The organism is Streptomyces sp. NPDC096013, assembly GCF_044763565.1.
GTDB lineage: Bacteria > Actinomycetota > Actinomycetes > Streptomycetales > Streptomycetaceae > Streptomyces.
The window spans coordinates 119,631-134,917 of record NZ_JBIWGK010000022.1 but is presented as its reverse complement, the minus strand read 5'-3'; the positions used below and the strand labels follow the sequence as shown (position 1 = coordinate 134,917).

Here is a 15,287-nt window from a genome sequence, read left to right as displayed (position 1 = left end):
AGTGCCTCGAAGAACCTCGCCTTCAGCACCTCGAAATCCACGATCCCCGCAACTCCCTGAACTCAAGGGCGTTGCGGGGATCAGTAGAGCCCGCCGCCTAGCCCGGGGCTCCGGTTCGTCTGCGTATATGCGGGCGATCGCGTGTGATCAGGAGCTGGCTAAGCTCCCCGCCATGGCTAACGATCTCGGCTTCACATGCTCATGCTGCGGGGAGTATCACGCGGAGCTTCCGATGAGCTTCTCCACCATGGCTCCTGACGTCTGGGTCCAGGACTTCGCAGACGATCCCGACAGCATGCTGTCCTCTGATCAGTGCGTCATCAAGGGCCAGCATTACTTCATCAAGGGTCTGATCGAGATACCGGTGATCGGTAGCGAAGAAGTTTTCTCCTGGGGCGTCTGGGTCTCCTTGAGCCGGGACAACTTCGCCCGCGCCCTGGACGTGTGGAACACCCCCGGGCGCGAAGCTGAGAAGCCCTACTTCGGCTGGTTGACCACTGAGTTGAGCCTCTACTCGCCCAGCACACTCAATTTGAAGACGCACGCACATACTCGTCCCCTCGGCCGACGTCCCTTCATCGAGTTGGAACGCACCGACCATCCCCTCGCCGTCGAGCAGCGCACTGGCATCACCCAGGACCGCGTACGCGAGATCGCTGAGGCCGTCCTCCACCCTGACGGCGACAACGTCTGACCTGACTCGCACGACCGGCGGACGGTTGGTCTACAGGGGTACGTTGAAGGCGCGCTGAACACACGCTGACCTGCCGCGAAGCCCCCCAAGATCAACACGCCACCACAACGTGACCACTGGCAAAAAACGGCTGCTTTCAGGGCCGAGTGTCTCCGGCCACGGCGGAGCGCCTCGCGGAACTCCTTCGCCTGGCGCTAGCAAGCGGATTCGGCCGAGACCGCAATGCCGGCGGACACGAACCGTTCACCGCCGAAGAACACAAGGGAAGGGCCTGACGTCATGACCGACCGGCGCGGAGTGGTGGCCAAACGAGCGGAGAACCTGTCTCCTGGCGTGCCCTACGTACGCGGCTGGAACCGCGCACGGCGAAGTGCCGGCACCCTGGCTGATCAACTCGTGCTGCTCGGCCTGGACTCCGACTTCGCGGGCCTGATGGCCGACGTGAATGTCCTCGGCGACGGGATCGTGCAACTCGGGACCGTTCGCCCTGAAGCGGCCGAGCTGCTGGCGAGGCTGATTGCGGCGGGGCTTGCTGCGGAGTCGAGTGACATGACGACGAAGGCGCCTCTGCTCCCATCTCGGGAAGCACCTGCGGCATGAACTGCTGCTCGGTGACGGTCGGTTGTCCTGCCGCTCGGCCGGGACCGGCGCCCCAGCGCCGCAGCCCGGACGAACGGCAGGACAACTGCTACATCAACTTGGGAAGCTGCGGGCGTTTGGGGCCGGTTGGGGTACTGACCTGAGCGAACGGTAAGATGGAGTCGTGGTCAGAGCCGTCGGCTTCACCGTGGTTCCCCGCCTCATCTGGTGCGGTTGTGGTGCGGTCCGATTGAGACTCGCTGTCGCGGGACATCTGCGACTTCCTCATTCGACGTCGCAGATGCTAGCGCTCCGCGAGTTCTCCGTTGACGATGGCAGCGACGGCCATCGTCCCGCATGGTGGCCAGCGCCTGGAGTCGCTGATGATCATGCCGAACACGCGGAAAAGCATGGTTATGGCGCCCCACCAAACATCCCACGAGACTGCTGCGCCGACGCAGCTTCGTCTTTTGCCGTTCACGGGCCAAAGATAGTTGTCCGATCCAGGGGTCCGGAGGCCTACGTCAGGCGGACTAGCTTCTGATCCGTAGCTCAGTAGAGATCGGTCATTGAAGGTCATACCGGTTGCCGCGAGGTTCGTGCGAGCTGATGTTGGGTACTGCTGGCTTCCGGGGTTGCTGCACTTCGCCGCTGTACCGCAACAGAGGAGCGGTGCAGGTGTGGATCAGGCGAGCTTGCCGGTCTGCGCGGTCACCAGGTCGGCCGGGAAGGTGAAGTCCTTGCCGGAAACCATGGAGCCCGCGTTGCTCACGACGAAGTGGGCGAGAGTGGCACCCTTGCGGGACACGACGACCTTCCACGGCGCGGAAACACCATCGACGGGCGTCACGGCGCTGAACGCGACCGCTTCCTCACCGGCCGTCGGCGCCTTGTCCCGCGCCACCTTGCTCGCCTTCAGCAGCTCACCGCCCGCGGTCCACTCGAACCCGCCCGCACACGCGGCGACCGCGTCGCCGACCGACTTCAGCGCGGTAGCGGCATCGTCCGAGCTGGCATACGAGGCCAGGGTGACCATGCCGACGTTGATGTCGACGGCCTCCTCCTCAGCGCTGAGCGCATCAGCACCGTTCCCCGTCACCCTCCGCGACACATTCGCGTCCGGTTCCCCCACGGCGGCCCCGGCCACCGCCCGCCCCAACGGCTGACATCCAGCCCCGGTCACCTTCACCGCATCCGCGGCAGTGACCTCGGCCTTCGTAGCCGCCTTCACCTCGTACCCCGCCACATCCGCCTTGACCAGCGACGCCTTGTCCAACTCCTCGGCGGTCAAAGGCTTCACGGCGGCAGCAGCAGACGTCTCCGCACCGGCCGACGCCGACGGGTCCGCTCCGCCGGCCGCTTCACCGCTGTCCGAATCCCCACAGCCAGCGAGCACAGTGAGGGACATCAGGGTGGAGGCGACGAAAACGGAGGTACGGAAACGGGGTGACGCATGCACGATCTGTTCACAATGTATCGCGTTAACTTTCTCTTTGAATTAATTACAGGCGTCCGACCGGACGCTCTCAGAAGCTCCCCGAAGCCCTGAATTCATGAACCGGCAACGGGAACGAGCTAGAAAGAATTTCCGAGTGAACCTCTCCGCTCAATAGTTGGACAAGGAGTTCGACACATCCGACATCGAAATGTTCCCACCAGTCACCTCTGGCTTCGTTGACCATGACGGTCCACTCGTCAGGAGGGCTCCCTGACTCGACGAGCCAGTAGAGATATTCACCATTGTCTGTCGAGGCCCAGGGGATTACTCGGGCACCAGGCGATTCCAGTTGCGCAGGCTTCGGTTCGCCGTCCTCCCACAACATCTCGAACGCCTCGTCCCGCTCAGCAAGGGCCCGGAAGAGCTCGTAATGACGATTCGAACAGCGAGGCTCAAGCACCCACAGGTACCCGTCGACCCGGCCACCCCCGAAGGTGTCGATCAAATCTCGGTAATCACTGGGAAGTCCGATCCCAAGCTCGCTGATTACGTCCTCCCAATCCGTCCGCCGGCTAACGCCATCAGGAGGTGTGACCAGTCGGCTCAGCCGCTCGACATGTGCGTTCATGGTTTCGCCCTGTTCAAAATCGTCTGGAATATGTCGAGCCCGCCCGTGCCGTTGGCCCGAATGGTGACGCCCAGCGGATACGGGTTCGCTGGACCCATACCTGCGTGCTCCGCGTAAATCGGGGTGACGCTGTACTGCACCGTCTCCCCTCCCTTTTCCACAGCCCGTCGCACCTGGTTCTCGATGCGGCGCATGATCGGGCTGTTGGCGTACGCGTTCATCGTGACGAAGTTCCGCGGGTCCCTGTTCGATCCGCCGAGCTGCGCCCCCCACACATGAGCCCTGTTGTAGCCCATTCCGCTGACCCAGCCTGCCGGATCGACCTTCGGGTCAGTTTTGCCACCGATGTTCGCCCTGGTGAGCGTGACGTTGACGCCTGTGGCACGACCGTACTCGTCGAGGTCTCCGTAGGGATCACAATTGTGTACCAGGACCGGTGTCGCACCCGCCAGCACGTAGTACGTGTGGAGCATGCTGACGGTGAGGTTGTGGACGGTAGCGTCCAGTGCCGTCCAGCGCTTCACCGCTGTGATCTGGACCAGTGTGCCGGCGCTGGTGCGCAACCATTCGCTCGCCTTGAGGTGGGTCGCGTCGATCCACTCGCCGAGTTCCGGGACCCAGAAGGGGTGACCCGCCGTCGCGGTGACCTCGGCGGTCTTCGTGCCCTTCTTGCCGTCGGTGTCGATGGTGACCCTGACCAGGTGCTTGACGCCCTTGCCGAGGATCTCGGCAGTCACTGTCTGCGCCGTGGTCTCACCGGTGGCTGGGTCAGTGGCCAGAACCTTGTCGCCGGTCTTGACGTCCTTGATCGCCTTGGCGGAGCCATCGGCCATCAGGACCCGGGTCTCAGGCGTGAAACTGTTGCATGTCTCACCTGCGTCAGCGTCCGAACCGCCCGAGCCCTCCTTGCCCGACCCGTCGCGCGACCCCCCGGACTTCTCGTCCGCCTTGCCGCCGCCCTTGGACCCCTTCGACTGGGCCTGGGAGCGTGCCTTTGCCTGGACCGGGTTGCCCTTGGCGCCCTTCGAGCCCGTGTGGGCTTTCTTCTTCACCGCCTCCGCAGCGCGTTTCGCTGCTTCTCTCGCCTTGCGTTTGGCCTCGGCCGCCGCTGCCTCCGCCGCCTTCTTCGCCTTGATCAGCGCCACCTTGGCGGCCTTGGCGGCCTTCATGCCGATCTCGGCCGCGCGCTTGGCCGCCTTGAACGCCTTGACCGCGCTCATCGTGCCCTTGAAGGCACGCCACATCTTCTTGCCCTTGGAGAAGACGCTGGTCCAGGGGATGGCGTCCATCAGCAGGCTGCCGCACGCCCACAGGTCGCCCTGGGTGAAGCAGCCGACCACGTCGTTCCAGCCGATGAACTCCTTGAACACGGCCCAGCCGGTCGCGAGGATCACATCACCGATCGAACGGCTCAGGGTCTTCTGATACGCGGCGATCTTCGCGTCCAGTGCCGCGATCGACGCGTCGAAACTCGACGCCGATGACGTCAGACCGGAAGGATCCGCGTACGTGACCGGGTTGTTGTTCGCGTACGAGTAGCCGTTCGCCTGGAGCGGGTCGCTGTCGTCCAGGACCGGGTCCGCCGAAATGAAACGGCCGGTGGCCGAGTCGTACTCCCGGGCGCCCATATGGGTCAGGCCCGTCTCCGCGTCGTCGTCGCCCGTGTGGAAACCAGTGTGGGAACGCGCGACCATGCTCACCGCACGGTCCTCGCCCCACGGGTCCCGCTTCGTGACCCGCACGGTCATCCCGCCGTCGAGGCGGACCTCCGCCAGCGGGGTGCCGTTGAGGTCTGTCGCCTGGGCGTACACGTGCTCGCTGACGCCGGCCGTGTTGTCGACGCCCTCGCGGAAGCGGGTCACCGACGGGCCGCCGATGCCCGCGTACGTCCGCTCGACGTAGCGGACCTTCCCGGCCGTCGTCAGCGACACCTTCGTGTCGGGCAGGTTGAGCACCGCGCCCGCGCTGGTGCGCTCCACCAGGCGGTTGCCCATCGCGTCGTAGACGTACGTCGTCTTCGACGCGGGCTTCCACAGCTGGCCCGCCACTGTCGAGTTGCACGCGGCGAGCGTCAGGTCGGTGCCGACCGTCGATGCCGGCGCCGCCAGGCACAGGCCGGTCGAGACGTGCTTGACCTGGCCCGTGTTCAGGGTCTGCCAGCGCTGGGCCGCCACTGCGGTGTCGCAGGCCTGGACCAGGGCTGCCGCGCCGGCCGCCGTACCGTTCGGCTGGACGCAGCGCCCGCCCACCACCAGCTGACCGACCGTGGCGTCCTCGACGGTGCCGTCGCTGTTGGTGTCGGCGGCCTTCAGGCGCAGCTGCTGCGACCTGTTGCCGTTGCAGACGTACACCTGCATCGCCGTGCCGGCCGTCGTGCTGCCGCCCGACAGGTCCATGCACAGCCCGCCGATGCCGATCCAGGCCCCTGAGCCGTCGGCGCCGAAGCCGGTCACGGACTCGACCTTGCCGTCCCACGTCCAGGTCATCGTCTGCGCCGTGTCACCGCTGGTGGAACGGGTCTCCATCTCGCCCGCGGCGTCGTAGGTCTGCGTCGAGCGGGCGGTGACCTGCGCGCCCGCCGCCGTCGTCGACGACGTGGTGTACGAGGTCAGCGTGTGCGGCTGCGCGTTCTTCGCGGTGGTGCTGGTGCCGTAGGCGTAGTCCGTGACCGTGTCGCCCTTGGTGTCGCGTGCCCCGGAGGTGAACGTCGGGTCGGCCTTGTGGAGCGTCTTCTTCGTCCGGTTGCCCAGCACGTCGTAGTCGTACGACTGCCAGTAACCGTCGTTGCCGGACGAGACGTTGACCGTGTTGTCGGAGTAAACGGGCTCGGCCGTCGACTTGCCGGCGGCCACGCAGGCGCCGCCGCCCGGTGTCGTCCACGCCTCCTTCAGCTGGCCGAGGGTGTCGTACGTGAAGCACTGCTGGTCGGTCGCCGTGCCCATGCGGTCCGCGACGGACAGCACGTTGCCGGACGCGTCGTAGGAGTACGAGCGCTTGCTGACCTCGCTGCCCGGCACGACCGTCGTGTCCGTGGCGCTCTCCCGGACGAGCCTGCTGGTCAGCAGCTCACCGGTCGACTCGTTGAAGGTGTTCTCCTGCCACAGCCGGTGGCCCTGCTCGCCGATCGTCGAGCGCAGCACCTGCCCGTAGGGGGAGTAGGCAGCCTCGGACGTGTACCAGTCCTTGCCGGAGACCGAGGTCGGCAGGCCCGCGGCGTTGTACCGGGTGATCACGTCCTCGGCGTCCAGGCCGCCGGCCGCGGGGGCCGTGTACGTCTCCAACTGGCCGTCGTCGTTGTACTTGTACGAGTACTTGTACTGGGTGGCGAAACCGTCGGCCGTCTGCCCGGCCGTCGAGCCGGGCGGCAGCGCCACGGTCATGTCCGTGGGCTGGTAGTCGGCCGTGTAGCCGCCGATGGTCGTCGTGTACGCCTTGCCGTCCGTGTAGCGGGTGGCCGAGGTGAGCTGGCCCTTGCCGCCGGTCGCGCCGTCGTAGGCGTACGTCTGCGCGAGGGTGGAGGTCGTCGCGCCCTTCGGTGTGACCTTCACCTGCTCCACGCGGTTCAGCCGCTCGTAGCCGTAGGAGACGACCTGGCCGCGGGCGTCGGTCGCCTTGTCCACCCGGCCGTAGGCGTCGTACTCGGTGTGGGTCGCGCCCGTGTCCGGGTCGGTGGTGTCGGTGACCCGGCCCACCGCGTCGTACGTCCACGTCCGGGTGTTGCCGGCGTCGTCGGTGGAGGTCACCATGTCGCCGCGCAGGTCGTAGTCGTACATCGTGGTGATCGCGCCGGTCTCGGTCAGCGCGGTGTCGCTGAAGGTGTCCTGACGGGTCGTGCGGCCCAGCGCGTCGGTCCACACGCGGGAGGCGGGCGTGCCCTTGGGCTGGCGGACGACCGTGTAGTCGAGGGCGTACTCGTAGCGGGTGCGGCGGTCGACCGTCGGCACGGCCTTGCCGGCGTTGGTGAACGTCTCGCCCGTCTGCGCGTAGGAGTTCTGCACCGGCGTGACCGTCAGGACTCGGCCCAGGCCGTCGTACGTGTACGAGGTCGCGTTGGGGACCAGCGACTCCGAGGCGGGGACGACCAGTTCCGTGCTCGGGTCACCCTCCATGTAGTACGCGTTGCGGGTGTAGCGGACCTGACCGGCGCTGTTGTGGAGCGTGTCGGTGATCAGTCGGCCGCCGCCCACGGCCGGGGTCTGGGTCTGGCGCTCGCGGCCCAGGCCGTCGTAGATCGTGGTGGCGGACTCGTACGTTCCGTCGCCCGCCGCGGTGCTCGGGTTGTCGGCGAGGGACCGTGTCACCACCGAAACCGGCTTGGCCGGGTCGATGTTGTACGCGTAGGTGACCGTCGGGTCGTCCGTGGCGGTCTGGGTGGCGTCCCAGGCGGCGACGGCGCGGCCGAGCGGGTCGTACTCGTAGGACTCGGTGCGGTTGTTGGCGTCGGTGGACTTGAGGGTGGTGCCGCGTCCGGGTTCCAGGACGGTGGTGTCGGTGAAGCCCGCGACCAGGGCGCCGTCGACGGTCTTGTTCCCGGTGACCGTCTCGATCTTGTAGACCTGACCGCTCGACGGCGTGTACGTCGTGGTGTTGTACACCCCGGTCGGGTCGGTGACCTTCGTGACGCGGCCGGTGGAGTCGTACTCGGTGCGCGACTCGGGGTTGGTGGTCTCCCAGCCGGTGCCGGCGCCGGTCGGCGCCTCCGTCCTGGTGACCAGACCCTTGGTGGGTGTGGCGGTGGACGAGGTCGCGCCGTCGTAGAACATGCGCGAGGCGCTGACCAGGGTGGTGCCCGTCGAGCTGGACAGGTCCGTGGAACAGGTGCTGGTGCCGGTGGTGGAGACGGTTCGGGCGACCAGGCCGACCAGGTAGTTCGTGCCCGAGGTGTTGTGGACGTACGAGGTCGCGGTGCACGACTCGTCGCCGGAGACGGCTGTGTCGCCGTACTCCTTGACCTTTGTCGGCAGGCCGTACGTGGAGTCGTACTCGGTCTCGGAGGTCACCGTGTGCAGGGTCAGTTTGTCGGCGGCCTTGCCCGAGGCCTTGGAGATGGTCGAGGTCCTGCCGAGCGTCACGCGCTCGGAGACCACGTCCGGGCCGTCGGTGCGGCCGCGGGTGGCCAGGCGGACCGGGGCGTCCGGGAAGTTGACCGTGCGGGCGACCCAGCCCGTGGTGTTGTCGGCGGACGCGTCCGGGTAGGTGAGCGACTCGGCGACCATGCCGGCGTACGCCTTGCGGTCGGTGGCCAGGGTCGCGCCGGTGACGTCGGTCGTCACGACGGAGCGCTTGACGTCGTCGGAGGACTTCTCCGGGGTGTCGTCGGCGAGGACGTCGTCGTCCATGCCGCGGAAGTAGCGGGTGACGGACTTGGAGGCGACGCTGCCGCCGACCGCGTCGGTGGCGCCGGTGGTCGTGGTGACGAGCGGGAAGCCGCGGAAGTCGTCCCAGGTGCGCTTCTTGGGGCGGGAGAACTCCGACTGGCTCTTGGCCCACAGCGCGCCGTCGACTGCGTCGTCGTAGGTCTCGTACGTGTACGTCGTCACGATGTCCTTCGCGTCGGCGAGACGCGGGAACTCGGTGATCCTGTCGACGACGTACTTGTGGAACCAGGAGATCCGTTTGTCCTCCAGCTCACCGTCGGCATGCCAGTACGCCGGGTAGCAGAGGGAGTGGTTCCTGTCGATCGTCGGACGGCCGGAGCCGGTGAGGCACTTGCCCTCGGGGGCCTTGTAGTCGACGTGGGTACGGCCGCCGTACTCGGAGACGACGTCCTGGATACGCAGGCGTGCGAACAGCGGGGAGGTGTCGGAGGAGCCGTTCTTGACGCGGTTCGGCAGCGGGTTCTCGTTGTGGCCGAAGGAGACCGGGTTGAGGCGGTCGGTGGAGCCGTCCACGGCGTAGCCGGTGCGGGTGACGGACTCCAGCCAGAGCGCGGTGTACTCACCGGTGAGGTTCCAGGGGAAGGACTGCTTCAGACCCCAGGAGTCGACCTTCGACAGCGAGGTCGTGGTCGTCGAACCGCCGTCCAGGCCACAGGCGTTGCGCTGACCGGTCTCGTTGCCGTCGGCGTCCGAGGAGTACTCGGTCAGTGTCACGCCCTGCTCGCGCTGGGTGCAGGAGTCGACCGAGGCGAGGCGCTTGCGCGAGAAGAAGGTGGGGGCGTATGTGCCGCACTTCTTGCCGGTCGCGCAGGCGAGGTCGGCGGGGGTGTCGAACCAGGGCCGGGTCCGGTCGGACTGCTTGGAGTCGAAGTTGGCGTTCGAGCACGCCACGTTCAGCGCGGGGTCGTCGAAGCAGCGCTCCCGGGCGTTGAACTTCATCCGGCCGAGCGGTTCTTGGGAGAAGAGCGTGGTGGCGCGCTGGCCGTAGTCGATGTGGGAGAGGTAGCCGGCGCGGTCGTACGCGACCGCCTTGGCCTCCTTCATGTCGCGCGCGTAGGCGTTCTTCTCCTTCTCCCACCACAGCGACATCGCGTTGCCCGTGGTGTCCACGACGTAGTCGAGCTGGAAGCGCCAGCCCTGGTCGCAGAAGGAGTCCGCGAACTTGGCCGCGTAGCAGGGGTCTTCGGAGTGGTTGCCGGCAACCGGCACATTGAGCACGGAGTTGGTCTCCGGCTTGCCCGAGGTCCAGCCCGGGAGCCGGTTCAGACCGAAGTAGTACTGGGTGCCGTCGTCGGTGGTGACGCGCCAGAACTCCCCGTTGTTGTCACCGTTGTTGGAGCCGTCGATCCCCGTGAGGGTCTTGTAGTCGGCCGCGGTGAGCAGCTCGACGCGCATGTTCTCGCCGCGCGCGCCCTTCCACTGCTTGGTGGTGTCGTCGCGCACCAGCTCGGTGGTGGTCCCGTTGAGGGAGAGCACCGCGTTGTACGAGCCCCAGCACTGGTCGCCGGTGAAGTGGTCCTTGTTGTTGGCGTTGGCGGTGTCGGCCGCGCAGCCGACGAAGGTGCGGGTGATGGAGCCGGGGTTGTAGTCCCAGCCCTCGCCGACCCAGGAGACCTGGTTGTTGGTGGCGGATGTACGGCCGTCGGAGGTCTGGGAGTTGTAGCTGAGGGTGACGTTGGGCGCGGGTCCCGCCGGGACCTGCGGGGCGGCCATCGTGTACGCGTAGGTGAAGGCGCCGGAGGAACCGCCCGCCGTCCAGGAACCGGCCGAGACGATCGGGCTCGCGGAGAAGTCGCCGCCGGCGCCGGCGCCGTAGGAGCTGCCGACGAGCAGACCCCCGCCGGAGGAGCCGGCGATCTGCTGGACGGCGATGACCGTGTCGCCGCGCCAGACGGCGGAGTCGACGCGGCCTGCGTCCGTACTCACCGCGCTGTTCGCGGTGGAAGCGGCGGCGGAGACCGACGCGAGGTCGGCGGTGTCCAGGGTGACGTTGACCAGGGTCTCGGGGACCTGGGTGGTGGTCTCGGTGGAGCCGTGCGTCTCGTCGGCGGCGCCGTCCTCACCGGTGTCCGCCTCGGAGCCCGAGGAGTCACCGGCGTCCAGCGCCACGTCGACGGTGTCGCCGGTGCGCTCGATCTCGGTGGTCACCGGTATGCCGGTGGAACACGCCTCGTCCTCGGGCGTCGTCGCGTAGCAGGCCGGCATCAGGGTGAAGGAGAGCCTGTCCAGCCACTGGGCGCTGTACGTCTCGGCGAGTCTGGTCGCGTCGATGGAGACGACCGCGTCGCCGGTGGCGGTGTCGGGGGCGTCGACCGCGAGCATGAAGCCCTGGGCGCCGTTCGCGACGGCGTCGGCCTCGGGTGCGGCGGCGACGCTCCACTGGCCTTCGAGGGCGTCGGCCTGCGCCGGGGTGGCCCCGTCCGGGGCGCCGACGCCGATGCTCATCGTGCCGTCGGCCGCCTTCGCGACCTCGGTCGTGGCGCCCGCGGTCATGGTGTCGACGGCCTTGGTGCCGGAGGCCGCGGGCACCTCGGCGACGGCCGCCGGGGCGTACGCCTTCTGCGGATCGGTCGCGGCGGAGCCCGAGAGGTCGTCGAGGTCGTCGGTCGCCTTCTCGTCGAGCGGGACGGCGTCCGTCTCCTGGAGGTCCGCCAGGTCGACGGCCGTACGGGGATCACCGGGGCCGAAGGCGATGGCGCCGGGCAGCAGCGTGACGTTGAGGGCCAGGAACAGCCCGGCGACGACACCGACCCTTGCTCTTCGACGGACCAGGCGTTCCCGCGACGTGGTCAAAACGAACCTTCCCCCCGTGACGCTCCGTCAGAAACACACCGTCCCGACAGCACTTGGTGAGCAATGGCTTACACACCGAGCACGAAGATAAAGACGCCGTGAAGATCACCGTCAAGTCGTGAAGGATTTGTGTTAGCTATATCACTGGCCAAAATAAGGCAAAGAACAGCAAAGGAAAGCTGTGGGCGTCTTTGCGTGCCGATTACTCGATCCATGTCGGCCAAAGGGTGTTGATCAGGCCGGAAGGAGCTGTCCATACTCCAACCGCCATGCAGCCTGTAGTGGGGAAGGGCCCCTTGAGCGACCTCGACACCGCCGCGGAACCAAGTCCCCGCGACAGAAGACGCGTTCGGCGTGCCGTGGCCACGGCCGTGGCGCTGGCCCTCCTGGCCTGCGGCGGCGCACTGTACGCACTGCGCGACGACGGCGACGCCGTCTCCGACGCCAAGGCCAAGCGGGCCGCACACCCGGTCGACGAGGACGAGGCCCAGTCACGGGCGCGCAGGAGCGGCGAGAAGGTCGAAGTGGCCACGCTGGCCGACGAGTTCTCGACCACCTACGCCAACCCGGACGGAACGTTCACCTATACGGTCTCCGTCGCGCCCCTGCGCGCGAGGAACTCCCAGGGCGCGTGGGCACCGGTCGACACCGACCTGCGCAGGACCGGCGAGGGCTGGCACACCGTCAACAGCCCCTATCCGGTGACCTTTTCGGCCGGAGGCAAGGGGACCGACGGCCCGAGCAAGGCCTCAACCGGGCAGTCCGGTACGGCAGTTCGGTCAGCCGTGTTCCACCCCGGAAGCCAACTGGCCCAACAGGTCGACGACACCTCGTGGACCCCGCTGCTGACGATGACCGCCGAGGGTCACGAGATCACCTTCGAGTGGCCGGGCGAGCTGCCCGAGCCGGTCGTCGAGGACAACCGCGCGCTGTACGAGGGCGTCCTGCCCGGCGTCGACCTCATGCTGACCGCCCGGGACACCGGCTTCACCCATGTCCTGGTCGTCCACACACCTCAGGCGGCCGAGAACCTGGCCGCCGACCCGCCGCGCTACCGGGTCACCTCCTCCAGCCTCTCCTTCGTCCTCGACCCCGGCACGGATGTGCTCACGGCCAAGGACGGCGACGGCAACGAGATCGCCGTCTCCCCCACTCCGTTCCTGTGGGACTCGGCGGGCACGCACGACACGGACGGCGGGTCCGCCGACCCGGAAGCCGCGACCGGCACCAACGAGAACCCCGAGGTCGTCGAGGAGGCACCGGCGCGCGAGAACCCGGACGACACCCCGGCCGACGAGGTCCCGAACGAGAACCCGGACGGCACCGGGAGCAACGCGGACCCCGTCGCCTACGGCGGCCTGCGGGCGTCCGCGTCCGACACCCTCGCCCTGCCCGCCTTGAACGGCCCCGGCGAGGGCGGCCACGCCACCACCGCCGCCGCCGAGTACCGCGGCGACGTGCTGACGATCACCCCGCCGGCGGGCTATCTCTCGGACACCGAGAACCTCACCTACCCGCTGTTCCTCGACCCCTCCACCACCGGCGTCCGCGCCAACTGGACCACGGTCTACAAGCGTTACCCCAGCTCCAGCTTCTACGACGGCGCCAACTACAACGAGGACACCAAGGAAGCCCGGGTCGGCTTCGAGAGGGACACCTGGGGCACGGCCCGTTCGTTCTTCCGCATGAAGCTGCGGAACTCCATCAAGAACGCGGACGTCTCCAGCGCCACCCTGAAGGTCCTGGAGACCCACTCCTGGTCGTGCAGCAAGCGCACCGTCCAGCTGTGGGGCACGGGCGACTTCACCTCCAAGACCACCTGGAACCGCCAGCCGTCCTGGAAGCGGAAGATCACCTCGAAGTCCTTCGCCTACGGCTGGAAGTCCAACAGCTCCTGCCCCGACGCCTACGTCAACTTCACCGTCACCTCGCTCGCCCAGGACGCCGCCGACTCCGGCGCGACCAGCTTCAACCTGGGCCTGGTCGCCTCCACCTCGTCCTCCGCGCCGACGGGTTCCGCCAGCAGCCTGGAGACGGACACGTACTCCTGGAAGCGGTTCAAGGCCGAGGGCGACGGCTCCCCGTCACTGTCCATCATCTACAACCGGAAGCCGAACACGCCGACCTCCGTCACCATGAGCCCCGGCTCCTGCGACACCTCCGCCTCGCCGTACATCAAGGTCGGCAAGGGGGACACCATCACCCTCAGCGGCAAGGCGACCGACCCGGACAGCGACCTGGCCAAGCTGGAGTTCCAGCTCTGGCAGACGGGCAAGGCCGACACCACGACCAAGACCTTCACCAAGGCCGTGGACGACGGCGAGGTCGGCGGAGTCTCCGTCAAGTCGTCCCTGAGCAACGGCGTCACCTACTCGTGGCGGGTACGCGCCTGGGACGCCAAGGTCAGCAGCGGCTGGGCGCCCACTGGTGGCGACGGGGTATGCCGTTTCACCTACGACACCGATCTGCCGGACTCCCCCGCCCCGGTCGTCTCGACGGACTTCCCCGGTGACGACGACGGCGACAGCGAACCCGATGTGTGGTCCGCCAAGCCCTTCGGCAACAGCGGCAGTTTCACGTTCGGGGTCGGGTCGTCCAGCGAGAGCGACATCGTGAAGTTCGTCTGGTCCATCAACTCCACCAGTTACTCGGGCTACGCCTGCTCGGGCGGCGCGCAGGGCACCTCGGGCGGCCTCACCAAGTCCTGCACCACGGCGATCAAGACGGCCACCATCACCGGCATCAAACCCCCGGCCGCAGGCCCCAACACCCTGTACGTCAAGTCCGTCGACGCGGCCGGCAACATCTCCCCCAACGCCACCAAGCACTTCTTCTACGTCCAGCCGCGCTCGGCCGCGGACGGCGCCGGCGATCTGAACGGGGACGGTGACGCCGACTTCGCCCATGTCACCGCCGCCGGAAACCTCTGGATCGACTCGGTCTCCCAGGACGGCGCCTGGGTGTCCAGCGCGTTCGGCACCCACGACAACGGCACCCTGATCAAGGACGGCGGCACCGCCCCGCACATCTGGGACGGCACCGGCACCTACGCCCTCATCACCCACAACGGCGACTTCGCCCCCGGCGACGGCGTCACCGACTGGGTGATCCGTACCCCGGGGGGCCGCCTGTACGTCTACCCCGGCGACGGGTACGGCGCGATCGACGTGAGCAAGCGCGTCGAGATCCGCCTGCCATCCAACGCCCCCGACCCCGCCACCTTCTCGGAGATCAAGTCGGCGGGCGACATCACCGGCGACGGCCGGCCCGAACTGTTCGTGGCGGCCGGCGCCGGTGGCAACGAGCTGTGGGTGTTCACGGGTTACAGCGGCGGCAGCTTCAGCGGGGCCACCCAGATGACCTCGTCCTCCTGGGGCGACACCGAACGGGACTTCGTGGCCATCGCCGACTACAACGGCGATGGCGCGGCCGACATGACGTACCGCACCGCGGCCGGCAACATCCAGCTGCGCAAGGGGGTCCTCGACAGCGACGGGACGGGCACGGTCCTCGCCAGCCTGGGCACGTCCGCTGCGAGCCTGGACGGCGACCACACCTACGCCTCCGGCACCTTCACCTACGCCGCCTACCCGCTGATCCACGGCACCCCCGACGCCACCGGTGACGGCATCCCCGACATCTGGACGACCGACGCGGCCGGAGCCCTGCTCCTTTACAAGGGCACCGCCACCGCGATCGGTTCCTCGACCACGCTCAGGTCGAGCGGCTGGGAGACGGTCAAGCGACTGGGCTGAGCACGTGCGGCACACCGAGCGG

General features: G+C 67.7%; 6 protein-coding genes. 3 read left to right on the top strand and 3 right to left on the bottom strand.

All coding sequences use genetic code 11. The features are described 5' to 3' along the window. The first annotated feature begins 232 nt into the window (after window positions 1-232). Together ACIRB1_RS42585 and ACIRB1_RS42580 are read left to right on the top strand one after the other, a co-directional pair. A complete protein-coding gene (locus tag ACIRB1_RS42585) occupies window positions 233-694 on the top strand; it encodes a DUF2199 domain-containing protein (protein ID WP_403469349.1) in 462 nt (153 codons plus the stop codon). A gap of 279 nt (window positions 695-973) precedes the next feature. Next, complete coding sequence (locus tag ACIRB1_RS42580) at window positions 974-1,294, top strand: hypothetical protein (RefSeq protein WP_403469348.1); 321 nt, start codon at window positions 974-976, stop codon at window positions 1,292-1,294. A 664-nt stretch (window positions 1,295-1,958) separates the two neighbouring features. Here the strand turns inward: ACIRB1_RS42580 and ACIRB1_RS42575 are convergent. The 3 genes from ACIRB1_RS42575 to ACIRB1_RS42565 form a co-directional block, all read right to left on the bottom strand. Further along, window positions 1,959-2,573, bottom strand: coding sequence for a hypothetical protein (locus ACIRB1_RS42575; RefSeq protein ID WP_403469347.1), 615 nt, complete (start codon window positions 2,571-2,573; stop codon window positions 1,959-1,961). A 226-nt stretch (window positions 2,574-2,799) separates the two neighbouring features. Then, complete coding sequence (locus tag ACIRB1_RS42570; protein ID WP_403469346.1) at window positions 2,800-3,339, bottom strand: SMI1/KNR4 family protein; 540 nt, start codon at window positions 3,337-3,339, stop codon at window positions 2,800-2,802. Then, on the bottom strand, window positions 3,336-11,510 hold the full coding sequence (locus tag ACIRB1_RS42565; RefSeq protein ID WP_403469345.1) for an RHS repeat-associated core domain-containing protein: 8,175 nt from the start codon (window positions 11,508-11,510) through the stop codon (window positions 3,336-3,338). The genes ACIRB1_RS42570 and ACIRB1_RS42565 overlap by 4 nt, the downstream gene beginning before the upstream one ends. A 296-nt stretch (window positions 11,511-11,806) precedes the next feature. On the opposite strand from ACIRB1_RS42565, the gene ACIRB1_RS42560 reads away from it, so the two are divergent. Continuing rightward, a complete protein-coding gene (locus ACIRB1_RS42560; RefSeq protein ID WP_403469344.1) occupies window positions 11,807-15,265 on the top strand; it encodes a DNRLRE domain-containing protein in 3,459 nt (1,152 codons plus the stop codon). The last annotated feature ends 22 nt before the right edge of the window (window positions 15,266-15,287 follow it).

What these genes read in the sequence shown, in the direction of transcription:
- ACIRB1_RS42585 (WP_403469349.1), top strand. Translation starts at nt 233, where the DNA reads ATGAGCTTCTCCACCATGGCTCCTGACGTCTGGGTCCAGGACTTCGCA.
- ACIRB1_RS42580 (WP_403469348.1), top strand. Translation starts at nt 974, where the DNA reads ATGACCGACCGGCGCGGAGTGGTGGCCAAACGAGCGGAGAACCTGTCT.
- ACIRB1_RS42570 (WP_403469346.1), bottom strand. Translation starts at nt 3,339, where the DNA reads ATGAACGCACATGTCGAGCGGCTGAGCCGACTGGTCACACCTCCTGAT.